Source organism: Geotalea sp. SG265, from assembly GCF_022808985.1.
Classification (GTDB): Bacteria; Desulfobacterota; Desulfuromonadia; order Geobacterales; family Geobacteraceae; genus Geotalea.
This window is the reverse complement of sequence record NZ_JAKZFT010000011.1, coordinates 57,673-83,195: the sequence shown is the minus strand read 5'-3', so window position 1 is coordinate 83,195 and position 25,523 is coordinate 57,673. Positions and strand designations below refer to the sequence as shown.

The following is a 25,523-nucleotide window of genomic DNA, read 5'->3' as shown; positions in this document are numbered from 1 at the left end:
AATGGTAACCATCGACGGTAACACCGCCGCCGCCCACGTGGCCCACGCCACCAACGAAGTCATCGCCATCTATCCCATCACCCCTTCATCGGTGATGGGTGAAATATCCGACGCCAAGAGCGCTGCCGGAGAAAAAAACATCTGGGGCACGATTCCCCTGGTCTCGGAGCTGCAATCGGAGGGGGGTGCTTCCGGCGCCGTCCACGGTGCACTGCAGGCCGGAGCACTGACGACCACCTTTACCGCCAGTCAGGGGCTGCTGCTGATGATCCCCAACATGTACAAGATTGCCGGTGAGCTCACCTCCACCGTCTTTCACGTCTCAGCCCGGGCACTGGCCACCCAGGCACTCTCCATATTCGGTGATCACTCCGACGTCATGGCCTGCCGTTCCACCGGCTGGGCCATGCTCTGCTCCAACAATGTCCAGGAAGTGATGGACTTCGCCCTGATCGCCCAGGCAGCAACACTGCGCGCACGGGTGCCCTTCCTCCACTTTTTCGATGGTTTCCGCACCTCCCACGAGTTGCAGAAAGTGGAGGAACTTACCTTCGATGACATGCGGGCCATGATCGACAATGGGCTGGTCAACGCCCACCGTGCCCGAGGGCTGTGTCCCGACCGGCCGATGATGCGCGGCACCGCCCAGAATCCCGACGTCTATTTCCAAGGGCGGGAAACGGTCAACAAGTACTACCCCCCCTGCATCGGCATCGTCCAGGAGGAGATGGACAAGTTCGCCTCTCTGACCGGCCGCTCCTATAAGCTGGTAGAATATGCCGGCGCAGCCGATGCCGAGCGGATCGTGGTCATTATGGGTTCCGGTGCCGATACCGTCGCAGAAACGGTTGAAACCCTGATCAAGCAAGGTGAAAAGGTGGGGGTGGTCAAGGTGCATCTCTATCGACCTTTCCCACTGGAGGCATTCATCAGCGCCCTCCCCGCCACCGTCAAGAGTATCGCCGTCCTCGACCGTACAAAGGAGCCCGGCGCACTGGGAGAGCCGCTCTTTTTGGATGTCAGGGCCGCCATCGGCGAGGCCCTGGCCGACGGCAGCGCATCCTTCAAGACCAGTCCGACAATCGTCGGCGGCCGTTACGGCCTCGGTTCCAAGGAGTTCTCCCCCGCCATGGCCAGGGCGGTTTTTGACAACTTAAAGGAGGCACAACCGAAAAAGAGTTTCGTGGTAGGCATCACGGACGACGTGACCCATTCCAGCCTTCCCTTTGATCCCGGTTTCAGGAACGACATGACCGGAACCTACGAGGCCATGTTCTACGGCCTCGGCTCTGACGGCACGGTGGGTGCCAATAAGAACTCCATCAAGATCATCGGCGAGAGCACCGACAATTTCGCCCAGGCCTACTTCGTCTACGATTCCAAGAAGGCGGGAAGCATCACCACCTCCCACCTGCGCTTCGGAAAGAAGCCGATCAACGCACCTTATCTGATCGATAACGCCGATTTCATCGCCTGCCACAACTTCACCTTCCTGGAGAAATACGACATGCTCTCCAAGGCCAAGCCCGGCGGCACCTTCCTGCTCTGTTCCCCCTTCGACCATGACTTGGTCTGGGACCGGATGCCCATGGAGGTGCAGAAGCAGATCATCGACAAGAAGCTGCGCTTTTACGTGATCAACGCCATCAAGCTGGCCGAAGAACTGGGGTTGGGGGCACGCATTAACGTCATCATGCAAACCGCCTTTTTCAGCATTTCGCAGATCATTCCGCTTGATACGGCCGTCGCCGAAATCAAAAAAGCCATCAAGAAAAGCTACGGTAAGGCCGGCGAAAAGGTGGTCGCCAAGAATAATGCAGCGGTGGATGCGGCGCTTCGCAATATCCATGAAGTAAAGGTAACGGCCCGGGCAACCAGTGACCTGCGCATGCCTCCGCCGGTCTCAGCCGATGCGCCTGCATTCGTAAAGGAGGTCACCGGCCGGATCATCGCCGGTTTCGGCGACGACCTGCCCGTATCAAGCATGCCCGCCGACGGCACCTTCCCTACAGCCACTTCCCAATTTGAAAAGCGCAACATTGCTGTGGAGATTCCCATGTGGGATGAGACCGTCTGCGTCCAGTGCGCCATCTGCTCTTTCGTCTGCCCACACGCCGCCATCCGTGTCAAAGCCTATGATCCAGCCCTTTTGTCCGGCGCTCCCGCCACCTTCAAATCGGCTGATTCGCGCATTCCCGAATTCACCGGGCAGAAGGTCACCTTCCAGGTTGCGCCTGAAGATTGTACCGGTTGCGGGGCCTGTGCCCACAACTGCCCGGCTGTCAACAAGGAAGACCCGGCGCGCAAAGCCCTGGACATGCGTTTCCAGCCGCCGCTCAGGGCTGCAGAGGCAAAGAACTACGAATTTTTCCTGGCCCTCCCCGATATGGATCCGGCCCAGCTGAAACTGGATACCCTGCGCGGCAGCCAGCTGTCCAGGCCGGTCTTCGAATATTCCGGAGCCTGCGCCGGCTGTGGCGAAACGCCCTATCTAAAACTGCTGTCCCAGCTCTTCGGCGACCGGGCCATGATCGCAAACGCCACAGGCTGCACCTCCATCTATGGGGGCAATCTCCCCACCACCCCGTGGGCACGGCGGGCCGACGGCCGCGGCCCGGCCTGGTCCAATTCCCTCTTCGAGGACAACGCGGAATTCGGCTATGGTATGCGCCTTGCCGTTGACAAATTCAACCAGGCAGCCCTGGAACTGCTGGAGAACCTAATCTCCTGCGGAGGTGCCCAATGCACTGAACACCGCGCTCTCATGGAGGAGATCCGGTCCGCCGACCAGTCGACCCAAGCCGGCATCGAAGCACAGCGCCTCCGGGTTGCGAAACTGAAGGAGGCGCTGAAAAAGATCGGCGAAGCTGCAGCTGCAGCACTCCTTCCACTTGCCGACTATCTGGTCAAAAAATCGGTCTGGTGCATAGGCGGGGACGGCTGGGCCTATGACATCGGTTACGGCGGTCTCGATCACGTCATTGCCTCTGGTAAAAACGTCAACCTGCTGGTTCTGGATACTGAAGTCTACTCGAACACCGGCGGCCAGGCCTCCAAATCCACCCCCATCGGCGCGGTGGCCCAGTTTGCCGCCGGCGGCAAAACCATGGCCAAAAAGGATTTGGGCATGATGGCCATGGCCTATGGTCATGTCTATGTGGCAAGCGTTTCACTGGCCAATCCCACTCAGGCAGTCAAGGCCTTTGTGGAGGCCGAGGCTTATGAAGGTCCGTCCATCATCATTGCCTATGCCCACTGCATCGCCCACGGTATCCACATGACCGCTGGGATTGACGAGCAGAAAAAGGCGGTCTCGTCGGGATATTGGCCACTCTACCGCTACAACCCCCTTCTTGCTGCCGAAGGAAAGAACCCACTGCTGCTGGACAGCAAGGAGCCTTCCACAGCCTTCGCCGAGTATGCCTATGGCGAAAACCGATACAACGTGCTGAAAAAGATTGACCCCCAGGTAGCCGAACAGCTCATGAAAAAGGCCGAGGCCTGGGCCGCCGGCAGGTTTGAATACTACCGGAAGCTCGCTTCCCTCAGCTTCGAACGTCCATAGCAGAAAGCCCCGGTAAATAATCCTACCAGGGCTTATCAAAGGAGATTCACATGCCGCAAAGAACCTTACGGGTCCTGGTGGGCAAACCGGGATTGGATGGCCATGACCGGGGCGCCAAGATCATTGCCCGTGCATTCCGCGATGCCGGTTTCGAGGTAATCTACACCGGTCTTCACCAGACCCCGGAACAGATTGTTACTGCCGCAATCCAGGAGGATGCCGACTGCATTGCCCTTTCCATCCTGTCCGGTGCTCACAACACCCTGCTCCCCGCAGTCAGCAGACTTTTGCAGGAGCGATCGGCCGCCGACATCGTCCTCTTCGGGGGTGGCGTCATCCCTGAAGACGACATCCCCGGATTAAAAGCCGCCGGAATTTGCGAGGTCTTTACCCCCGGCACCTCCACGGACACCATCGTCCAATGGGTAAAGGACAATGTGGCGCCGCGGCCGTAACAGCAACGGCAGTCATATGTGAAAGCAATCATTCAAGCGCTGAGGAGCCTGAACATGAGTATCACCACAAGGAAAAATATCTGGACCGACGGCACGGTGGCCCGAAACGTGGCCAAGGCGCCGGAGCGCAAGGAGGAGTTCCGTACGACCTCCGATATAGAGATGGAGCGCTGTTTCACCCCCGACTTCGAACTTCCCGGCTATGAAGAAAAGCTCGGCTTCCCCGGCGAGTACCCCTTCACCCGCGGTGTTCAGCCCACCATGTACCGGGGACGCTTCTGGACCATGCGCCAGTATGCCGGTTTCGGCACCGCCAAGGAATCCAACGAACGCTACAAATACCTCCTCCAGGCAGGACAGACTGGTCTTTCCGTCGCCTTCGACCTCCCCACCCAGATGGGCTACGATTCCGATGCCGGCATGAGCCGCGGCGAAGTGGGCAAGGTAGGGGTCGCCATCGACTCCCTCGCCGACATGGAAGTGCTCTTCGACGGCATCCCCCTGGACAAAGTCTCCACATCCATGACCATCAACTCCACCGCCGCCATCCTGCTTGCCATGTATATTGCCGTCGCCGAAAAGCAAGGGATCTCCTCCGACAAGATCTCCGGCACCATCCAGAACGACATCCTCAAGGAGTACATGGCCCGGGGCACCTATATCTATCCACCCAAGCCCTCCATGCGCATCATCACCGACATCTTCGCCTACTGCAAGGACCAGGTACCCAAGTGGAACACCATCTCCATCTCCGGCTACCATATCCGCGAAGCCGGATCCAGCGCCGTCCAGGAAGTAGCCTTCACCCTCGCCGACGGCATCGCCTATGTTGATGCCGCCATCAAAGCCGGCCTAGACGTGGACGAATTCGCCCCCCGCCTCACCTTCTTCTTCAACGCCCACAACAACCTTCTGGAAGAAGTAGCCAAGTTCCGGGCCGCCCGACGCATGTGGGCCAAGATCATGAAAGAGCGCTTCAAGGCCAAGAATCCCAAATCCATGATGCTGCGCTTCCATACCCAGACCGCTGGCTGCACCCTCACCGCCCAACAGCCCGACAACAACATCATGCGCGTCACCATTCAGGCCCTGGCAGCCGTTCTCGGCGGAACCCAGTCCCTGCATACCAACTCCCGGGACGAGGCCCTGGCACTTCCCACCGAAGACTCCGTGCGGATCGCCCTGCGTACCCAGCAGGTCCTAGCCTACGAATCCGGCGTGGCCGACTCCATCGACCCCCTGGCCGGTAGCTACTTGGTCGAATCCCTCACCGACCAGATCGAAAAAGCCGCCTTCGACTACATCGACAAGATCGACAATCTGGGTGGAGCAGTCGAAGCCATCTCCCAGGGATTCCAGCAGAAAGAAATTCAGGATTCCGCCTTTGCCTACCAGCGTGCAATAGAAACCAACGACCTGGTCATAGTCGGCGTCAACAAGTTCACCATCCAGGAACCCCCTCCTGCCGGGCTCTTGAAGGTGAAGGAAGAAGTGGAGATATTCCAGAAACAGGCATTGGCGGAAGTGAAGGCCAAGCGGGACAACGACAAGGTCAAGGCAACCCTGAAGAAGCTGGAAGAAACGGCCAAGGGAACCGACAACCTCATGCCGCACATCCTCGAAGCGGTCAAGGCCTATGCGACCCTGGGAGAGATTGCCGACGTCTTCCGCGAGGTGTTCGGCAAGCATCGGGAGACGGTGGTGCTGTAAAAAAATACAGCTCTAACGCAAAAAAGCCCTGATTTTTCAGGGCCTTTTTGCGCGCTTCAGCGAGCGTATGAAGGAATCTCGACTTCTTCGGTTTTCCATGATGCCCCCCAGACTTATACTAAAGACAACTCCAGCCTATGCTTCCGCTTCTCCCAGTCAGGCATCACCTTTTCCAGCAGATCGTAAAAAGTTGAACTATGGTTGTGGTACTGCACATGGCATAACTCGTGGGTGATAACATAATCGATGCACTCCCTCGGTGCACGGATCAACTCTGTGTTCAGCGTTAGGGTTCCTCTCTTGGAAAGGCTACCCCACCGTTTATTCATGTGTCGCAACTGGATCTTTGGTTTAATGGCTAACATGCTTGCAAATGGGGGCCAGCAGCGGTCAAAGCTGTCATTAAATTTGGCAACGGCTTTCTGCTTGTACCATTGGTCCAGTAAATGCCTCACCCTTTCGGCAGAAGTAGTTTCGGCTGTTGTAACGGCAATATGTCCACGGTTCAGCTTTACCTCATTGCTATCACCCTCACTGACCTTCAAGATGTAGCGTTTTCCCAGGTACAGGTGTGTTTCTCCACCCAGATACCGCCGTGGCGGGGTTCTTGGCTCGAACTGTCGAAAGTATTCCAACTGCCTCTTTACCCACCCTGCCCGTTTTACCACCCTCTGCCGCACCACATCAAACTCTGTCCCGACTGGTGCTTTTACGACAACCCGACCATCAGGATGGACGGCTATTTCCAAGGTTTTCCTGGCGACATAAAAGACGCTGAAACAGATGGTTTCCTTGCCATAGGTAACAGTCCCCCAGGATAGGCTCACAATGCACTCCTGTGCCGTGCCACCTGCATAGTCCGTTCAATGAGCTTGTCCATTTGCTGGAGGCTGATCTCTATCCCTCTGTTTCCTTTCACTTCATCATAGAGATAGTCATCGATCTCATTCATCGCCTGTTTCTGGGCGTCAGCATCATCCCAGAAGTGTACCTTCCTGTGTCTTTCCAGTATGCCTTGAATGGCCAGGGCAGTATCTGTTGTAATCGTTTCCTTCTCCTCCGGGCTCAAATATTCATTGGCAAAGAACGGCCTCAACACCCCGAAATAGGCCATTGCATCGTCATTGCCTGAAAGCTGCGGTGGGACGTCGTCATGGTGGCGGGTGACCACCTTGTTCCGAATCCCCGTAACCGTGGCGAGGTATTCCATGTCCGATAACCGCTTGGCGCGGAAATCTTCAATTGCCTGTTGTATCATCTTGGAAAACTTTTCGTAGAAGGCCGGGTCTTCGTCCATTTTCTCAGTAATGACCCGCGCCGTTGCATGGGCAATGGCGTCGGCCTTTGCTGCCGTCGTTTTCCCGCCATAAACCCCGTGCTCTTCTTTCACCACATTGAACATTTTTTCGTCGAAAATATTTACCGGCTCATTGAGCTGAATTACCTCATTGGCCTGAATATGCGTGTCGAGCAGCTTTTTGATCTTTGGTTCAAAATCACGGTAATCGATTCTCTCGGCATAGCGTAGCTTCACTGCAGACTTCAGGTTCTGGAAGCGTTTCAGGTCATCTTTATACCGTCGCAGCTTTGCTTCATCGACCTGCATATTGAATGATTCTGTTGATAAAGCAATACCAAGGGTCCTACAGTATTCCGCCAAGCGCTGATAAAAGTCCTCTCGCAAAGCATTGTCTGCCAGTAGCACCTCGTAAGCCTCTTCATCATAACTGTTCTTGACCGTCTTGAACAAATCCCACAGATCCGAATAGCGCTGGGGCAGCTTGTCGATTTCTGCCAGCACCGACGTCAGCGTTCCCTTCAAATCGTCCTCGTCGTACTCCTCAAAGGCGCTGTACATGGTCAACGCCTTGTCCAACTCCCCTAGCAGCCCAACATAGTCAATGACATACCCAAATTCTTTTTCTTCACAGAGCCGGTTAACCCGGGCGATGGCCTGGAGGAGGGTGTGCTCCTTCAGCTCCTTACAAAGGTAAATGACTGAGTTGCGCGGAGCGTCGAAGCCGGTCAGCAGTTTGCTCACCACGATCAGTATTTCCGGTTCCGCCCCGAACTTGAACTGGTTGATGATCTGCTTGGTGTACTCCTCTTCGCTGCCGTAGCGTTTCATCATCTTCTGCCAGAACTTCACCACCTCGTCCGTCGGCTCGTCATCTGTCTCCTCATACCCCTCGCGGGTATCCGGAGGGGAAATAACAACTTCTGAGGTCACAAATCCGACTTCATTGAGATACTCCTGGTATTTCAGCGCAGTTGCCTTATTCGGCGCGACTAACTGGGCCTTGAAACCGGTCTCCTGCCAGGTGGAGCGGAAGTGCTCGCTGATGTCGAAGGCGCGCATGTATACCACCTGATCGGCCTTGTTCAGCATCTCCGCCCGGGCATACTTCCTCTTCAGGTCAGCCTTCTGCTCTTTGGTCAGCCCCTGCGTATGGCGCTCGAACCACAGATCGATGGCCGCTTTGTTCTGTTCCATCTCCACATGGCGCCCTTCGTACAGCAGCGGCACCACCGCACCGTCCTCCACCGCCTGATTGATGGAGTAATGGGGCTCGATCAGCCCGCCGAATTTGAGGAAGTTGTTCTTCTCCTTCTTCAAAAGCGGAGTTCCGGTGAAGCCTAGGTAACAGGCATTGGGGAACATCACCCGCATGCGTGCCGAGAATGAGCCGAAATTGGTTCGGTGGCTCTCGTCGATCAGCATGAAAATCTCGGTGGATTCGTCCTGGTACTTCTTGAAATTGAGCGCCTTGTCGAATTTGTGAATGAGAGTGGTGACAATGGCAGCCTTCTCTTCCGCCACCAGTTCCAGCAGGTTCTTGCCGGAGGTTGCCCGTTGCGGGCTATGGCCGCAGGCTGTAAAGGTATTCCCCAGCTGCTTGTCCAGATCATCCCGGTCGGTTACCAGCACAATGCGCGGGTTCGGCACTGTCGGGTCGAGGGCCAGGTTTCTGACCAGCATCACCATCGTAAGAGACTTGCCGGAACCCTGGGTGTGCCAGATAATCCCGCCCTTGCGGCGTCCTTGTCCATCGAGCTGTTTGATCCGCTCAATGGTTGACTTAATGACGAAATACTGCTGGTAGCGGGCGATTTTCTTGATGCCCCCATCGAAGACGGTGAACTTGTAGGCCAGCTCCAACAAGCGCTCGGGTCGGCAGAGGCTATATATCGCCTTGTCCTGCTCGGTGACCAGCAGCGCCCCTTCTGCGGTTTGGGATTCAAAGAAGCGGTGGGCAACGGCAAAATCACCGCTGAAAAGAAGCTCCTTATCCTTTTTGGGGAAAGGATGATTCACCAGCCGCTCAACATCCTTATCCTTGTCCAGCAGCTCTTTCCAGACTGCCCAAAACTTTGCCTGTGTACCAGCGGTGGCATATTGGGCGCTGTTTTTGTTTACCCCCATCACCAGTTGAGAATAAACAAACAACTTGGCGATGTAGTCGTCGCTCTGGTTGCGGATCGACTGGGAGATCGCCTGCTCCACCTCGATCTTCGGCGATTTGCATTCGATAACAGCGAGCGGAATCCCATTGACGAAGAGGACTATATCCGGGCGAGCCTTCTCCGTACTGCGAGAGCGCTCGACGCCATACTCGGCGGTGACATGGAAGACATTCCTCTCCCAGCTGCGCCAGTCGATGTAGTTCAGATTAAAGCTCTTGGAATCTCCTTCGACAGTCTGCTCCAGTGCGGTTCCCAGGGTAATCAGGTCGTAGACGGCTTCATTGGTCTTCAGAAGGCCGTCGTACTTGACGTTTTTCAGTTTCTGGATGGCAGTCTGGATGTTTTCTTCGCTGAAGAGGAACTCGCGCCCCTTGTAAGTGATCCGGTTCAGGCGTTTGAGCTGCTCGCGGAGGATGTTTTCCAGAAGGACGTTGCCGTGCTTACCCTGGCGCTCGGCAAGGGTTTGCTCGGGGGGGAGGTAGGTGTAGCCCAGATTGATGAGGAGTTGGAGGGCGGGGATCTGGGAGAGGTATTTTTCGTTGAAACGGAAGCCGGTCATGAGCGCCTCCTAGCTCTCCTTGATGTCGCTGAAGAAGCAATAGGTCTCACGCCCTCTTTGTATAGTGCTTCATCGACCCAGCAAATTGCTCTGCGGAGGTTATCAGCCAGAGTGCCATGAGCCGACGCATAGTATTTGTTAAACCATGTGCGCAACAGGTTTCGCAGATAAGAGGAATTATCCGAGACCTCCTGGGGTGACAGCCCCCGGACAGATTGCAGACAATATTCTAAGTTTTTCTCTGACAATGAAGAATTAACTGAATTGGAAAGTAGTTGCCCTGCATAATCACGCTTCTTTTTTGCAGTTGGCGTATCAGTTTTTGGTAGCGGTAGACTTTGTGTAGATGAATTACTAACACGTTCTATCAATTTTGATTTGGACTTAGACCTTGAAACGACGTCTTTCAAAACCTCAATTGTTTTCTCACCATTAAGCCCCGCTAAGCTCATGTAATAGTAGACTGGAAGAAATGCTGTTTCTTCGAAACAAATCTGCCTGATATATTCTTGGGGTTCTGTTAGTGGTCCTTCGGTTAAAAAACTACCTACTATGTCGCCAACTCGAATCCCTTTGGTTTTAACTATTTGCTTTTTATCGGCGCTAGAAGAAAAGCTTCCTATGGTACGGAGATCGCCAATGAGTTTAAGAGCAGGCTTGCCTTTTACCTCCGAAAACTCTCCCTCTTTTATGAAGCACAATTGACTGAGCAATGATTCATCAATGAGAAATGATCCCGCAGCTCCTGTAACTAGACCTGTTTGAAGATCAAATATCCCTGATTCTCTAACGCCGATCCTAGCTATCGTCGAAAGGTGCTGCATCCAAAGCTGCTGTTCTTGTTCGCGCCTTGTCTCAAGAATGATGCGAAGATCAGGGTATTTAATGCGTTCTGTTCTTCCCCGATACCTGTAATAAATATCTCCTTCTTTTAATTCTTTTCCAGCATCTTTACAGCAAACTACGGGTTTGTTGCGCGACTCGTAAATGTACAATAAGCCATATACATTCCCTTCAAGTTCATACTGATTCATATCCCATTCAATTTCAGGTGCAAAGTGGTCGTTAAAATTCTTGGACATCTGTTCGGGATCAATTGCTTCAAAATACTCTAGATTTTTGCCCTTAAGACCAAGAAGCTTGTGCGGAGAATTAGCTATGCCAAATACAATGTATCCGCCTTTTGCATTGGCAAACCCAGCACATGACCGTAGATATTTACCTATGCTGGCCCAGCCAAATGACTCCTTGAACTCCAGCCACCCGCATTCACGTGAAATTACTCGATCTGGTTTAGTAGTCGATATCTTAAATATTTCGTTAAGGTTCTCCTGAGAAAACGGCGCGTTATTAGCCATACTGCACCTCCTTATCAAGCTTCACCCGCCACTTACCGGTCAACAGCTTCTGCATTATCCCGCGCTTCTGCCGGCGCACAGCATCGATCTGTTGTTTTAGCAGATCAATTTCCCGGCGGGCGGTGGTAAGAATGGCAGCGATTTGACGCTGATGCCCAAGTGAAGGAAACGGTACTGTTACCTTCATAAAACTTGTTGGACTTATGTTGAGTAGGCCATTATTACGCACACCTGTATTTACCAAGGCTGCGAGTTGTGGTTTGAGATAGTCAGACTGGAAAAGTTGATCGAGGTAATCTACGTCAATACCGGGTGTGGGCTTGAAGCAAACATATACATGCGGAACTAGGGCCTGTTCGTAGGCTTCAAGAGGGAATATGCAACCGAATTGATAGCGCAATGAATTTCCCTTGTTGTAGGCAAACTCACCACGCCGAAGTAAAGTATAATCATCCAGGCTTTTGCCGGCCATAAACCGGTTGTACTTTTCCTTCTGCAAAACGAAACCACTCGCAGAGGAAATGGTTAAAATCGGATAATCACCACCATCAGATTTGCGTTGAATACGTTCTGCTATGTCACAAATGCGTTGATGATTCCAACTGGGATTGCTCCTTGCTGGTGAAAGGATCGATTGATCTACCAGCCCCCAATACCGCTTCTCCTTGGCCGCAATCAGCCGTTCTGTCCTCTTGATGAAGCCATCCCAAGTAGAAAGTAAGTCGGCAATGGCAGTTTGCTCGGCAATAGTGGGCAGAAAAACAGGAAATTCCTTAAGCTGAGACGAATTGATACTGGCTAAATTTGTGCTCTGTTTTGAACAGCTCAGAAAATATGTTTTACCGTAAGAGCTTCCGGTCAACAGTGACAGGAATTGCGGCAAAATAATTTCACGTTTGGGTCGAGCAATGAATACATGGTTTTGATGGACGCAATCCTCTATTTCCCCTTGCCAAACAGTGCCACGTCCTAATTTGTCGTAATCGCCCCCCTCCGTCAGTAAGACATCCCCCACGTGAAGTCGGTAACGTTCAACTTGTTTTTTCTCAATTTCAATTTTTTTTAAAATACTAAGGTCGAGGTATCCATCCTGAACATTAGCTACCCGCAAGTATGGCAATTCGACGGCGTCATCTAGCCTCTTCGATCCTTTTGCAATGCCAGTTTGAACAGTTGCAACATCCGCAAGCCGTTTTCTTTTCCAACTTTTTGGAATCATTCCCTACCCTCCACCTTCTGCTTCCCCCGCCCCACCAACTTCGCCGCAGCCTCCAGCGCCTTTATCGACTCTTCCTCACCAAGCGCCTCCTTATACTCCCGCCGCCGCTGGGCGAACTGGCCATATTCTTCACGGGCATGATCCTCCGCCCTCTTCTTGCTGACGGACCCGGCATTGGGAAGCACATTCCGATCATTGAATCGCAGGAACTCATCCAGCTTCCGCTCCCAATCCTTCATGAACACCTGCTTGCGCCGCCGTGCCTGATCCTCGGCATAGTCCAGCCACATAACCACAATCCGGTTCAGTTCATCAATCTCCTGCTCGGTCAGGTAATTCTTGGCAGTAGTCACATCGGTCTTGCGCACCTCCCCAGCCTTCCAGTTGGTTAGCCCCATGTTGGGTTTGGTGTGGTCGGCGCGACGGTGAATCAGTTCAGGGGCGGTCATGCCGGTGGCGGCGTAGTGCAGCTTGTTTTGGATGATGCTGAAGAACTTGGTCGTTTCCGGCCATGACGGGTCATAATCTCCTGCCATGGAAAAGATCTCCTTCACCCGCAAATACATCCGTCTCTCGCTGGCACGAATGTCACGGATGCGCTCCAGCATCTCGTCGAAGTAATCTGGGACAGCCGAACCAGCAACAGGCGGATTCTTCAGCCGCTCGTCGTCCATGGTGAAACCCTTGACAATGTATTCTTTCAAGCGTTGGGTCGCCCAGATCCTGAACCGGGTGGCAATGGCGCTTTTTACCCGGTACCCCACGGAGATGATCATGTCCAGACTGTAGTACTCAAGATTCCGCCGGACCTGCCGTTCTCCCTCCTGTTGAACTGTCAAATATTTTTTGACAGTTCCTTCCGGATGAAGTTCACCTTCGTCTAAGATGCTCTGGATATGATGGCTGATGTTCTGCTTGCTGGTCTGGAAAAGGTCGGCCATCATCTGCTGGGTGAGCCACACGGTCTCATCCTCAAGACGGACATTTATCTTTATCCGCCCCCCTTCTTCGTAAACGAGGAACTCACTTTTCACCGGCAGATTATCGGTCATCGCACTATCTCCTTGAGCATCAACGCCATCTTCGCCCGCACCTCGGCCAACTCTTTTTCCAGCTGGTCAATCTCCAACTGCACTGCATCAATGTCAATTTCTTCCTCTTCCTCAAACGTGTCCACATAGCGGGGGATATTCAGGTTAAAGTCGTTCTCCTTGATCTCGTAGATCGGCGCAACATGGGCATATTTCTCGACATCTGTCCTCTGGGCATAGCTGTCGGCAATCTTGCGGATATGCTCTTCCGAGAGGGAGTTCTGATTCTTTCCGGGCATGAACTCGCGGCTGGCATCGATGAAAAGCACGTCTTTACGGTTCTGATTGGCGGCCCCTTTTTCACGGCTGCGGTCGAAGATCAGAATAGCAACCGGGATGGACGTCGTCGGAAAGAGATTGCCCGGCAGGCCAACAACCGCATCAAGCAGGTTCTCCTCGATCATCTTCTGCCGTATCCGCCCCTCGGCAGCACCACGGAAGAGAACGCCATGGGGAACAACAACCGCAACTCTCCCCTCTTTTTCCAATGCCGCCTCGACCATGTGACTGATGAAGGCCCAGTCCCCCTTGGATTTTGGAGGAATACCGCGCCAGAAGCGATTATAGCGATCTGATTCCGCCTCGGTAGCCCCCCATTTATCCAGAGAAAACGGCGGATTGGCAACCACCACATCAAACTTCATCAGCCGATCGTTTTCCACAAGTGCCGGGCTGGTCAGGGTATCACACCACTCTATGCGGGCACTATCGGCACCGTGCAGAAACATATTCATCCGCGCCAGTGCCCAAGTACTGCCGTTGGACTCCATGCCGAATAGCGCAAAGTTTCTGTCGCCAACCTTCCGTGCAGCTTCTATCAAAAGTCCACCCGAGCCGCAAGCCGGGTCACAGATGCGATTACCAGGTTTCGGCCCTGCCAGCTTCGCCACCAATTTGGAAACTTTGTGTGGCGTGTAGAATTCGCCGGCCTTCTTGCCTGCATCGGCGGCAAAACGTTCAATCAGATAGATATAGGTGTTCCCGATGACATCCTCGGACACCTTTCCCGGGCTCATATCAAGCTGCTGCTTGTGGAAATCTTCCAGCAGGTTCTTCAAACGGCGATTCCGATCCTTGGTCTTCCCCAGATTGCCTTCGCTGTTGTAATCGATGTTGCGGAAAACCCCTTCCAGTTTTGCCTTGTTCGCCTCCTCTATATGATCCAGGACTATGTTGATCAACTCCCCAATATTTGCTTCATTACGTCGCTCGTAAAGGCTGTAAAAATCGGCAAGAAAACTGTCTATTACCTTTTTAGTCTCTTTATCTTTCAGCTCCACGACAGGGAGCACAAAACGCTCCCGCTCAAGTTTTCGACGGATACGCACATCGTCATCGCCATACTGCTTCCGATACCCATCATAATGATCCTTCCAGACATCGGAGATGTATTTAACGAACAGCATTACCAGGATATAGTCCTTGTACTGGGCCGGATCTACAACCCCACGGAAGGTATCGCAAGCCGCCCATGCGGCATTGTTGATGTCTTTCTGATCGATCTTCGGACTCATCAGGATAGCTCTCCTTCTGCCAATTTGAGTAATGTTGCAGCTATATACTGCTGCCGCTTCTTTGCCAGCTTCTCAACCAGGGTCTGCTCCAGTTCAGCCAATGACGCCAACTCGACTATCGCCATTTGCCGTTCTAGCGACGGCACGAGGACTTCCAGGCTTTCCAGCGCATCTTTACTGATCATTTTCTGCGCCGTCCCTTTCACGTGACTTCCTAGATGGGCCTGGGCTGGGGCTTGGTTGATGTACCAGTTCAGATACTCAGGTAGGACTCGTCGATCAGTAATCCTGATACGAAATAGAGGTGCTGCAACCACAGCGCCACCGGGATCATCAACAACAATGGCGGCATTGTTTATAAACCCTCTGGAACGGAAAATCAAATCTCCGGTCCTGACGAGGTGATGCGCCTTCGGCTTCTCCATATCTATTCGCACCAAGCCACTGCAGTCAACACGATTATCATCAGTGAGATCTTTCATCTGAACGATCGAAACAGCACCGGAAGGCATCGACTGAATAGCAGCACGGAATGTGTAACCCGTCTGAATCGATGCAACACTTTTAAGTTCGGATTTCATGATATTCCCATACAGCAATTGTGTGTTACAGCACATTAGTTACAGAAGAAATATTTGTCAATATAAAAAATTCTGCAACAGCGTTACTGTATTTCTTTTATTCACCCTCTCTCGTCTTCGTCAGCACCTATTTTCTGCAGAGCTGTGGGAGCAGTCGTTTGGATTTCCCAAGCGGTGTAGGACTATCTAAAAACAAAAAGGCCCTGATTTTTCAGGGCCTTTTGCACTTCTCTGATCCTTGTTGGATCTTTAATTGGTGGAGGTGGCGGGAATCGAACCCGCGTCCGAAGATCGTACACGAAAGGCGTCTACATGCTTATACCAGTTTTTGTTTTAGCCCCTGAGAACTCCACTGGCCGGGATTTTCCAGGTGCGATCCTGCTTAAATTTCGCTTCGGGACCACAGGCATTTCCCTCGGCTATCCCACTGAAATGACGATTCTTCCTTCCCCGTGGGAGAGGGTCGGAGAATCGTTAGCAGGTTATTAAGCTGCTAAAGCGTAATCGTAATTATCGGCGTTTAATTCGCCCCGGATTGTTTTACGAGCCACCCGGACCTCGGCATGCGACCTTTGCTTATTATCCCCGTCGAAACCTTTACACCCCCATATGAAACGCCGCTTTTGAGCAATTTCTGCGTTGATCTTCGGGTCTCCTTGTGCAGCGTACCTTGCAGGTACGCTTCCGCGTCAACCCTCTATCGCCTTGAACTTACCCCAAAATCGACGTTTCAGTAACCTTTATGCAACTCTATTTGTTACGTTCCTTAAGTGCCACCGCCACGTCGCGGCGCATATCCTTTTTCTTCAGGTCTTCCCGCTTGTCGTAGAGCTTTTTGCCCTTGGCCATACCCAGTTCGACTTTTACCATGCCGGCTTTGAAGTACAGCCGGAGGGGAACAACTGAATAGCCCTGCTCTCTGATCTTGCCGAAGAGCTTGCCGATCTCTTTCTTGTGGAGAAGCAGCTTGCGCATCCGGTCAGGATCGTGATTCTCACGGTTGCCGAAATCATACGGCGAGATATGGAGGTTGTGCAGAAACGCCTCACCGTTTTTGATCAGGGCAAAGGAATCGTTGAGGTTGGCTTTCCCCATGCGCAGGGATTTGACTTCTGTTCCCTTGAGGACCATGCCCGCCTCGAATTTTTCCTCTATGAAATAATCGTGATAGGCTTTTTTATTGTTGCAGATCAACTTTTCCGACATGCTGGTATGGTAGCAAATCCAGCAAATAGTGCAAGGAAAAAGGACAGAATTTATCTTCTTTGCGTAGTGGCCACAGTCAGCCACTCCGAGAGCTCATGCATCCTTTTTTCATTGATGCCTGGCACCAGCAGCAGGTCTTCAACAGAGGTAAAGGGTCTGTTCTTACGGAAGTTGATGATGGAGCGCGCCTCGCCTGCGGTCATCCCGGGAAGCCCCAGCAGAATGGGTTTGGTGACAGTGTTGAGATCTATGCGCACCTGCAGATCGCTCTCTCCCTCCAAAGCCAGGTGTCCCTTGATGGCTTCATATACCCGCGGTGTAATGCCTTTTACCGAGGCAATATCCCTGACTGCGGTAAAATGTCCTCGCTGTTCCCTTTCTTTGACCAGGTGAAAGCCGATAACTTCGCCAACACCGGGAAGCCGTGCAAAATCCGCGGCCGAAGCGGTATTGATGTTGAGCTTTCCCTTGTAGGTGCGCAGGACTTTGGCTGATGCGACGTGGGTAGCGGACAGGACGCACAAAACCACCAGGAGAGACAGCAGGCTGCGAAAAGATGACATGACCGTTCCTTTCAGTTTATGGGATTTCCGGCAAGATAAACGTGATCCAGGCGGGCTTTTTCAATGACGGCGCGATACGGGTCGTCTCCCGGTGCTGCACCGTCGATTCCCATGACGAGGAAATCTGCCCGTTTCCCCTGCTCAAGGGAACCGAAATCCTCTTCGATCCCCAATATTTTTGCCCCCGCCAGGGTTGCCATGGAGAGCAGTTCATCGTGTCGGAAACCCCCGGGGAATTCTTTAAGAAGGAAGCTCATCTCGTCCCAGAGAGAGAGGGAATCGTTGCTGGCCAGGGAATCTGTGCCGATTGCCATAGGTATTCCCAGCTTCCGGAATAGCTGCAGCGGTGCCCTGCCCACTGCCAACCGATCATTGCTGCGGGGACAAATAACGATGCTTACACCTCGCTTCCTGAGAGTTTCCCCATCGGCGGGGGTCACATGAACGCAGTGAACGGCGATGGTGGATGGATCCAGGATGCCGAGGGAATCCAGGTATGCCACGGAAGTGGTTTTTCTGGGGTTCGGCAGATACTCTTCCCAATGAATATGTGGATAGAGCAGTTCGGCAATTTTACCGGTGGAATCATGCATGAAAGAGGCTTCTTCAGGGGATTCGGACAGATGCGTCATGACAGGCAGCGAAAAGTGGGCGGCAAGTTCCTTGATCTCACGGAAAAAAGAGGGCGACATGGTGTGAGGGGCATGGGGAGACAGGCCAAAGGGCAAATGGTGCGAGCGGATGGCCTGTGTTAGTTTATCTTTGAGATCACTGCACTGCCTGGGGTCCTGCCCGATCGCTTCGAGAAAGATGATGTTTCTCGCCGGAGAGCCCTCGTAGACCGGCAGCAGTCTACGGTCCGTAAGAATATCGGCAGATGCGACGGTTCCGGACTCCAGGGAAATGCGCAGTCCCTCCTTCAGGGACAGTTCCAGTTCTTCCGGCTGAAGGCTGCGCTTGATCTTGATCACCTGGATAACCCAGTCCGAATAGGTGCGGGGCGCATAATCCAGATCCTTGCGTATTTTCCACGAAGGGAAATGGGTCAGCTCAAGATGGGTATGGGCATTCACCAGACCGGGCATGATGACGCCATGGGGGAAACGGGTGACGGGAGCATCATATTTTGACTGCAAGTATTCTACTTGCCCCACGTCCCTGATCCGGCCGTTCTCCACCAGAATGCCCCCTTGTGCAATGGGAGGAGAAGATATGGGCATCACCGTTGAAGCGGCGAAGATTTCCATGGTATCCTCTGTCGGCTTTATTGGCTGCTGCTTTACCAGGCGACTTTTTTCAGGGTACCCTGTCCGGCAACCTCTTTGCGAGACGGGAGCATCCTGTTCTGTTCGTCCACAAAGACAAGCTTCGGCTCGTGCTGCAGCGCTTCCTTGTTGTCCATATTGACGAAGCTGGCAATGATGACCAGATCTTTGGGCGCAACCATGCGGGCAGCAGCGCCATTGATGCAGATAACGCCGGATCCTCGCTCCCCTTCTATGGCGTAGGTTTCGAAGCGGCTGCCGTTATTAACATCCCAGATGCACACTGCCTCATAAGGAATGATGTCGGCTGCTTCCATGAGGTCCTTGTCGATGGTGATGCTTCCCTCGTAATGGAGGTCGGCACCGGTAACTGTTGCCCGGTGAATCTTGCTCTTGAGCATCTTTCTGTCCATTGTTTACTCCTCCCCTAAAATACCGTTGTCGATGAGTCTCGTTTTTCCAATTTTAACAGCCAATGCCAAAACTGTCTGTTCATCCGCCCTGTCCATCGGCGCCAGGGTCGTACAGTGACGGAATTCCACATAATCTATTACCGCACAAGCCTCCTTGCCGATGGTGTCGATGACAATCTTTTTGAGGGCTGCCACCGATCGTTCTCCGCCATGAAAAGCTGCCTTTACGGTCCTGATGGACCGGGACAGGCAGAGAGCGCTGACCCGCTCCGCCGGAGACAGGTACGAGTTGCGGGAACTCATGGCGAGACCATCCGCATCACGGACAATGGGCATTCCGATTACTTCCACCTGCATATTCAGGTCGGCGACCATCTGCCTGATGACTGCCAGTTGCTGGTAATCCTTCCGGCCGAAAAGGGCGACATTGGGCGCAATGAGGTTGAAGAGCTTCGTTACCACGGTCGTCACGCCGCGAAAATGCCCGGGGCGATTGGCACCACACAAGGGCAAGGTCAGCTCTTCCACGTTGACGTAGGTCTGGTAACCGGAGGGGTACATATCCACAGCCCTGGGAGCGAAGATATAATCAACACCGGCTGCCTCGGCAACGGCGCGGTCGTTTTCCATATCCCGTGGATAGCTGTCGAAATCCTCACCTACGCCGAATTGAGTGGGATTGACGAAGATGCTGACCACCAGCAGGTCGGCTCGTTTTCGCCCTTCCTCCATGAGCGAAGCGTGTCCACGATGGAGGTACCCCATGGTCGGCACCAGGGCGATTTTCTTGCCGTTCGCCCTGGCTTCTTGACCGATGCTCTGCATTTCATCCATACATTCTATAGTTTTCATCAGTTGAATGAGTTTCCTTCCGTTGGGAATGAGCCCTCTTTTACTTCCTGTATGTAGCTCGTAATGGCTTGAGCGATGACCGGCTTCAATTCTGCGTAGCGCTTGACGAACTTTGGAGCGTATTTCTCGCAGAGTCCCAGAATATCGTGAATTACCAGCACCTGTCCGTCACAGGACGGCCCAGCACCGATGCCTATGGTGGGAATGGTAAGCTCTGCCGTAATTCTCGCAGCCAGTGCCGCCGGTATACCTTCCAGGACTACGGCAAAGGCACCGGCCGATTGCACGGCACGTGCATCGGCAAGGAGTCTCTCCGCCTGTTCGTGATTTCTCCCCTGGACGCGGTACCCTCCCATCCGGTGCAGGGACTGGGGAGTAAGCCCGATATGCGCCACAACCGGGATATCGATGGCAGTGATGGCCTCTATTACCGCCGCCACGTTTTCTCCCCCTTCTATCTTGACCGCAGCCGCCCCGCCGTCTTTTATGAGACGGCCGGCGTTTACCCTGGCGGCTACCATGTCGGTCTGATAGGAGAGAAACGGCATATCCGCCACTACCAGTGCCCGCGGTTGGGCTCTCACCACGGCCCTGGTGTGGTAAATCATATCTTCCATGGTCACCGGAAGGGTATTGTCGTAACCGGCGTAGACAACACCGACGGAATCACCGATGAGGATCATGTCGATGCCGCAATCGTCCATTATTCTTGCGGTCGGATAATCGTAGCAGGTGAGCATGGAAATTTTCTCGCCGTCCGCTTTCATCTTCTGAATATCGAGTATTGTCTTAGCTTTCTTCACGGTTTCTCCACAAAAAAAGCGCCCTGGTGAGGGGGCGCTTGTATAGACTTCAAGAGAGGTATCTCTCTTCTCAGCTATTGCCTCCCGTCCCGGTTCTGATGAATCCTGGCGGTATGTCTGAAGTTCGGAGATTATCGGATCCGCACTATAGTTACGGTCCATCTCACTGGAGTTGTCAATAGTAGTACCAGAATACCGAATTGATGTCCAGCATTTTTTTAACAGTGTTTGAAAATCTTCAATTTCAACCGGCTATAGATTTCAGCACTTCCAGCTCGCTCACCACCGCCCGGCTATCATCCTGCCGTTTTTCCAAGTCGTCGAACACGCCGACGATAAGTGAACCCACGGCATCCACGGATATTTTTATCTCGTTTCCTTCAGAAACTTGTTTTACGGTTGCTGCTACCATCTCTTCGGTCATCTCCTTGATGGAACCGATGGCCTTACCGATATTCCGAGTTGCTTTCGTCTGTTCCTTGGAGGCGGTGAATATCTGCGAAGTCATGGTGCTCACGTCTTCAATGGAGTGGGTGACCAGTTGAACGCTCTGCGACTGTTCTTCCGTAGCAATCTTGATCAATTCGGTCATTTCCATGGCGCGCCGGGAACTGTCCTCGATCATACCCAGCGCAGCCCCAGTTTCCTTGCCAAGCGTAACACCTTTCTGCACCAATTCCTTTGTCATAGTCACATTCCCGGCAGCAATACGGGACTCCTCCATGATCTCTTCAATGATTGCAGTGATTTCTCCGGTACTCTGCCCGGTCTGGAGGGAAAGGTTCCGTATTTCATCGGCAACCACGCCGAAGCTTTTGCCGTAGTCCCCTGCCTGCGCGGCTATGATGGAGGCATTCAGGGCCAGCAGATTGGTCCGCTTGGTAATTTCGTTGATGACGCTGACAATATTGTCGATCCTGCTGCTGTTCTCACTGAGGCGCTTGATGCCTTCGTAGGAAAGATCGACCGCCTTCTGTATCTCTGCCAGTGATGAGATGGTTTCGGAAACGACGAGCCTGATTTTGTCGCTGTGGGCCTTCACCTGGCTCGAAACGTTGTGGGAAACAATAGTGTTAGACTCCACCTGCTTGATGGTCCGTGCAATTTCCTCCATAGCCGATACGGATTTGTCCACACTCTCGGCAAGAAAATCCATGTTTTTCGTTATTTGCTCGGTAGCAACGGAAATTTCCGTTACGGCGGCGCTCGTTTCATCGACGGAAGCAAGGACGCTTTCCGATGCAGACGAGATGTGGGTGGCACTATCGGCAATTGCACCGGCTGAGGCTTTCAAACGATTCACATTTCGGGAACAGGTGTCACGATTGTCAAGCAGCTCGGAGAATGTCTTGCCCAATTGGAGTGTCAGGGTGTCTATGGCTTGCAGGAGATTGATCCTGGTAATGGCAGAAGCCGCCTGATCAGCAAAAAGTTTTATGGTGTCGGAATCGGTATCGTTAAGGGTCCGCTGGCTGAACCGGTTGTCGATGCCGAAAACGCCGCAGGTTTCACCTTTGACGACTATTGGGCAGAGGACGAAGCTTCGCGAGCGGAGGGGATGAATGGTATCGTAGGGTGATTGCAGGTGAAAATCGGACGGATATTTGGTGATGTCATCCACTAGGTACAGCTTCTTTTCCGAAAAACATTTGAAGATGATACCGCTCCTGCTGTCAATGGGCAATGAGACGTTGTTGCGGTCAAAATTGTCGGAGCCTGTTGCTGCAGCGAACCGGAGCCCCTTCCGCTCTTCATCGGCCATGAGAAGATTGACGCGGTCGTAACCCAGGATATCGTGCAATCCTTCCGCGCAAAGGGAAAGAACTTCCTGGATATTGATGGTTTTTTGAATCCGGCTGCTGATATGGTGAAAATTCTTGATGTTGTTGTCCAGGATTTTGTAACGGTTCTCGAAAATTTCCTTCTGCGAGGCAACTTCTTTGTGGAGAAGGTCCAGTTCTGTCGCCCGCTCATGGAGTTCGTCGCCCGCCTTGCCGATGAAAAAGCCGACCGCCGCCAGGACAAGCGCCGTGCCGATCCCCATATATGAATAGAGAGCGATACTGTAATCGTTTTTGACAATATCGTTGATAATCTGGGCAAGGAGTGGGGCATCCTTGTCGCGCAGAAAAATGAGACGAACTGCGGTCCATCCTATCGGTGCACCGGTCCCGAGAATGAAGCCCAGAAAGGCGTACAGCCTGCTCCGCTTGATTTTATCCATTCAGCTGCACCCTCCATTGCCCGGGATCAAAGGATCGAGCGCAGTTTAAGGTACTTGACCGGGTAATGTCAATTATTACATTACCGACCCAGCATTATCCCCAGGCTTTCGGCGGATTTCACCATCTCGCCGGCGGGATCCACGACCTTGAGTTGCTTGATCGCCTTTTCTATAGGCACTTTTCCGATCTCCCGTCCCTTGAGACATACCATCGATCCGAATTCCTCCCGGTCGACCAGCTCCATGGCCTTGACACCAAAACGGCTCCCCAGGCAGCGATCAAAGGTGGAGGGAGAGCCCCCTCGCTGCAGATGGCCCAAAACCATGACCCGTACATCCATATCCAGGTTTCCGGTGAGTTCTTTTGCAACTAATTCTCCGACACCCCCCAATCGCTCCACCATATGGGTTGCATCGGCATTTGCCTTGACGACACGCATCCCCCCTGCGGGAAAAGCGCCTTCGGCAGCAACGATGATGCTGAAACGACTGCCGTTGTTCCGCCTTTTTTCTACGGCCTGACATATCTTTTGAATGTCGAAGGGGATCTCCGGTATGAGTATCACATCCGCTCCTCCGGCAATACCTGATTCCAGAGCTATCCAGCCTGCATAGCGCCCCATGACCTCCATGATCATGACACGGTGGTGGCTCTCAGCCGTCGAGTGCAGCTTGTCCAGTGCGTCCGTTGCCGTTTCGAGGGCCGTGTTGTAACCAAAGGTCACGTCGGTTTCCATCAGGTCATTGTCGATGGTCTTCGGCACCCCCACCACCGGAACTCCTTTTTTCATCAGATCAACCGCTATGGTGAGGGAACCTTCACCCCCGATGACCACCAGTGCATCTATGCCGAGACATTTTATCCGTTCCACTACCTCATCGGAAGAATCCACATATTCAACCATTCCGCCCCTTTTCACCGGGCGGGAGAAAGGATTGCCCCGGTTGGAGGTCCCAAGAATGGTTCCGCCACGGGGCAGGATGCCGCGCACGTCGTCGATGGAAAGTTGGCGACATCTTCCACCAGCCATCAATCCGTCGAAGCCGTCTTCGATACCGACCACTTCCCAGCCGTACTGAAAAATAGCCGCCTTGACAACACCTCTGATGACTGCATTGAGCCCCGGACAGTCGCCACCGCCGGTCAAAACGCCGATTCGTTTTTTCATGGATGCTCCTCAGACAATTAATCGCATTAAATATACAAACTGGGCAACTAATTCCCGGCCATGGCCATCGCTGCGGCACCGAGAATGCCGGCATCGTCGCCTAGTTCGCTCCTGATTATCCGCAGTCTTCGTGCCGGGATGGGGAAAGCCCTGGCGACCACCTCCCGGCGCATGGCTTCGACAAGGAGCCCGAAGCTTGCCGCCACCCCGCCTCCGAGAATGATTCCCTCCAGGTTCAACATGTTTGCGGCAGCAGCTGCTGCAATGCCCAGATAGCGTCCCGCCTCGTCGAACATGGACCGGGCCAGTGCATCTCCCTTGGCTGCCGCATCGGCAATCATGGCGCTTGTTATCTCCATCGGGGAAGTAGCAGACAGACAACTGTCGCCACCTTTGTGCAAGGCTTCCAGGGTGGCGGACACTATGGCATTTGCCGAGGCGTATTGTTCCAGGCACCCGTGATTGCCGCACCGGCACGGGCGACCTGCAGGTTCGACCGTCGCATGACCGAATTCACCGGCTACCCCATCGATGCCGGTCCACAACCGGTCATTGAGAACGAGGCCGCTGCCGACTCCCGTACCGAGGGTAAGCATCAGGAACGAAGCCATGCCCTTACCCGCTCCGAAGCATTTTTCACCCCATGCCCATGCATTGGCATCATTGACAATGAAAGACGGAAGCTCCATGGTCTCGGAAATCTGCTGGCGAAGGTTGAGTCCTTCCAACGGGCGCAGGTTTACCGATGAGTAGACCAGTCCCTCGTTGGAGATCAACCCTGGAACTCCGACGCCGATGCCGACGACCCGTCCCCCTTCGGCAGCGCCCTTCCTTTTCAGGCGAGCAATGCCCGAGCACAGACGGCCGAGAAAGTCATCTCTCCCCCGGTCTATATCCGTAGGCTGCCGCTCACGGAAGAGAACCCTGCCCGCCCCATCCACCAGGCACAGCCTGAGATTGGTACCGCCGATATCGATGGCAATGCAGACATTTTCCATAGTCTCAATCGACCTTTCCGGCCGCTGCAAACATGGGCAGCAACCTGTCATAGGTGGTGAGAAGATTCTCAGGCATTACCCGCACATCTGAAATTACCGTCATGAAATTGGTGTCCCCGTTCCACCGGGGAACGAGATGGATATGGAGATGGTCATCGATCCCCGCCCCGGCTGCATGGCCCAGGTTGATCCCGACATTGAATCCATGAGGGAATGCTGTCTTTTCCACCACGCTGCGGCAGAGCTTAAGGACCCTGAACAGATCGAGCATTTCCTTGTCGTCAAGGGAATCCATGTCGCTCGTATGGCGGAGGGGTGCCACCATGAGATGACCGTTGGTGTAGGGGTACCTGTTCAGCATGACCAGGGACAGCTCGCTTCTGTAGAGGATGAGCCGGTCCCGGTCAGCTGTCCTGTCAGGGCCGATACACAGCACGCACCCTTCAGACTTGGAATTTTCAATGTATTCCATCCGCCACGGAGCCCAAAGCCGTTCCATATGCATCCTTCCTT

Annotated in this window: 20 protein-coding genes and 1 other RNA gene; 3 read left to right on the top strand and 18 right to left on the bottom strand. The window is 53.4% G+C overall.

The genetic code is table 11. From position 1 onward, the window contains the following. Position 1 precedes the first annotated feature (1 nt). The 3 genes from nifJ to ML541_RS13335 are packed head-to-tail and all read left to right on the top strand — an operon-like array spanning position 2 to position 5,730. On the top strand, positions 2-3,565 hold the full coding sequence (gene nifJ, locus ML541_RS13345) for a pyruvate:ferredoxin (flavodoxin) oxidoreductase (RefSeq protein WP_243373644.1): 3,564 nt from the start codon (positions 2-4) through the stop codon (positions 3,563-3,565). Between the two features lie 50 nt (positions 3,566-3,615). After that, positions 3,616-4,020, top strand: a complete 405-nt coding sequence (locus ML541_RS13340; RefSeq protein WP_243373580.1) for a cobalamin B12-binding domain-containing protein — start codon at positions 3,616-3,618, stop codon at positions 4,018-4,020. Positions 4,021-4,074: 54 nt separating this feature from the next. Continuing rightward, positions 4,075-5,730, top strand: coding sequence for a methylmalonyl-CoA mutase family protein (locus ML541_RS13335; protein ID WP_243373578.1), 1,656 nt, complete (start codon positions 4,075-4,077; stop codon positions 5,728-5,730). A gap of 113 nt (positions 5,731-5,843) precedes the next feature. Here the strand turns inward: ML541_RS13335 and ML541_RS13330 are convergent, their stop codons facing one another. The 18 genes from ML541_RS13330 to ML541_RS13245 all read right to left on the bottom strand — a co-directional run bounded on the left by ML541_RS13330 (position 5,844) and on the right by ML541_RS13245 (position 25,509). Next, positions 5,844-6,557, bottom strand: coding sequence for a SprT family zinc-dependent metalloprotease (locus ML541_RS13330; RefSeq protein WP_243373576.1), 714 nt, complete (start codon positions 6,555-6,557; stop codon positions 5,844-5,846). After that, complete coding sequence (locus ML541_RS13325; RefSeq protein ID WP_243373574.1) at positions 6,554-9,754, bottom strand: type I restriction endonuclease subunit R; 3,201 nt, start codon at positions 9,752-9,754, stop codon at positions 6,554-6,556. The genes ML541_RS13330 and ML541_RS13325 overlap by 4 nt, the downstream gene beginning before the upstream one ends. Next, a complete protein-coding gene (locus ML541_RS13320; protein ID WP_243373572.1) occupies positions 9,751-11,112 on the bottom strand; it encodes an ATP-binding protein in 1,362 nt (453 codons plus the stop codon). Before ML541_RS13320 ends, ML541_RS13325 begins: the two co-directional genes overlap by 4 nt. Further along, positions 11,105-12,331, bottom strand: coding sequence for a restriction endonuclease subunit S (locus ML541_RS13315; RefSeq protein WP_243373570.1), 1,227 nt, complete (start codon positions 12,329-12,331; stop codon positions 11,105-11,107). The genes ML541_RS13320 and ML541_RS13315 overlap by 8 nt, the downstream gene beginning before the upstream one ends. Beyond that, entirely contained in the window at positions 12,328-13,383 is a 1,056-nt protein-coding gene (locus tag ML541_RS13310) for a virulence RhuM family protein (RefSeq protein WP_243373569.1), read from the bottom strand. The genes ML541_RS13315 and ML541_RS13310 overlap by 4 nt, the downstream gene beginning before the upstream one ends. Continuing rightward, a complete protein-coding gene (locus ML541_RS13305; RefSeq protein ID WP_243373568.1) occupies positions 13,380-14,936 on the bottom strand; it encodes a type I restriction-modification system subunit M in 1,557 nt (518 codons plus the stop codon). The genes ML541_RS13310 and ML541_RS13305 overlap by 4 nt, the downstream gene beginning before the upstream one ends. Beyond that, positions 14,936-15,517 carry a restriction endonuclease subunit S gene (locus tag ML541_RS13300; protein WP_243373567.1) on the bottom strand — a complete coding sequence of 194 codons (582 nt, stop codon included), beginning with the start codon at positions 15,515-15,517 and terminating at the stop codon, positions 14,936-14,938. Before ML541_RS13300 ends, ML541_RS13305 begins: the two co-directional genes overlap by 1 nt. Before the next feature lie 254 nt (positions 15,518-15,771). Then, positions 15,772-16,124, bottom strand: a transfer-messenger RNA (tmRNA) gene (gene ssrA, locus ML541_RS13295). A gap of 143 nt (positions 16,125-16,267) precedes the next feature. Beyond that, a complete protein-coding gene (smpB, locus tag ML541_RS13290; RefSeq protein ID WP_243373566.1) occupies positions 16,268-16,723 on the bottom strand; it encodes an SsrA-binding protein SmpB in 456 nt (151 codons plus the stop codon). A 50-nt stretch (positions 16,724-16,773) separates the two neighbouring features. Continuing rightward, the gene (locus tag ML541_RS13285; protein WP_243373565.1) at positions 16,774-17,286 is read right to left on the bottom strand and encodes a helix-hairpin-helix domain-containing protein; all 513 of its coding nucleotides are present in this window, start codon (positions 17,284-17,286) and stop codon (positions 16,774-16,776) included. A gap of 11 nt (positions 17,287-17,297) precedes the next feature. Continuing rightward, entirely contained in the window at positions 17,298-18,533 is a 1,236-nt protein-coding gene (locus ML541_RS13280) for an amidohydrolase family protein (RefSeq protein ID WP_243373564.1), read from the bottom strand. A gap of 32 nt (positions 18,534-18,565) precedes the next feature. Continuing rightward, entirely contained in the window at positions 18,566-18,964 is a 399-nt protein-coding gene (panD, locus tag ML541_RS13275; protein WP_243373562.1) for an aspartate 1-decarboxylase, read from the bottom strand. Between the two features lie 3 nt (positions 18,965-18,967). Next, the gene (gene panC / locus ML541_RS13270; protein WP_243373560.1) at positions 18,968-19,816 is read right to left on the bottom strand and encodes a pantoate--beta-alanine ligase; all 849 of its coding nucleotides are present in this window, start codon (positions 19,814-19,816) and stop codon (positions 18,968-18,970) included. Next, positions 19,816-20,619: a 3-methyl-2-oxobutanoate hydroxymethyltransferase gene (panB, locus tag ML541_RS13265; RefSeq protein WP_243373558.1), complete on the bottom strand. Its 804-nt coding sequence runs from the start codon at positions 20,617-20,619 to the stop codon at positions 19,816-19,818. Before panB ends, panC begins: the two co-directional genes overlap by 1 nt. 244 nt (positions 20,620-20,863) lie before the next feature. Beyond that, positions 20,864-22,843, bottom strand: coding sequence for a methyl-accepting chemotaxis protein (locus ML541_RS13260; protein ID WP_243373556.1), 1,980 nt, complete (start codon positions 22,841-22,843; stop codon positions 20,864-20,866). Positions 22,844-22,923: 80 nt separating this feature from the next. After that, positions 22,924-24,012 (bottom strand): 6-phosphofructokinase, encoded by a 1,089-nt coding sequence (locus ML541_RS13255; RefSeq protein WP_243373555.1) that lies wholly within the window; start codon positions 24,010-24,012, stop codon positions 22,924-22,926. A gap of 47 nt (positions 24,013-24,059) precedes the next feature. Continuing rightward, complete coding sequence (locus ML541_RS13250) at positions 24,060-25,010, bottom strand: ROK family protein (RefSeq protein ID WP_243373554.1); 951 nt, start codon at positions 25,008-25,010, stop codon at positions 24,060-24,062. Positions 25,011-25,014: 4 nt separating this feature from the next. After that, positions 25,015-25,509 carry an HIT domain-containing protein gene (locus tag ML541_RS13245; protein WP_243373553.1) on the bottom strand — a complete coding sequence of 165 codons (495 nt, stop codon included), beginning with the start codon at positions 25,507-25,509 and terminating at the stop codon, positions 25,015-25,017. Between the last annotated feature and the right edge of the window lie 14 nt (positions 25,510-25,523).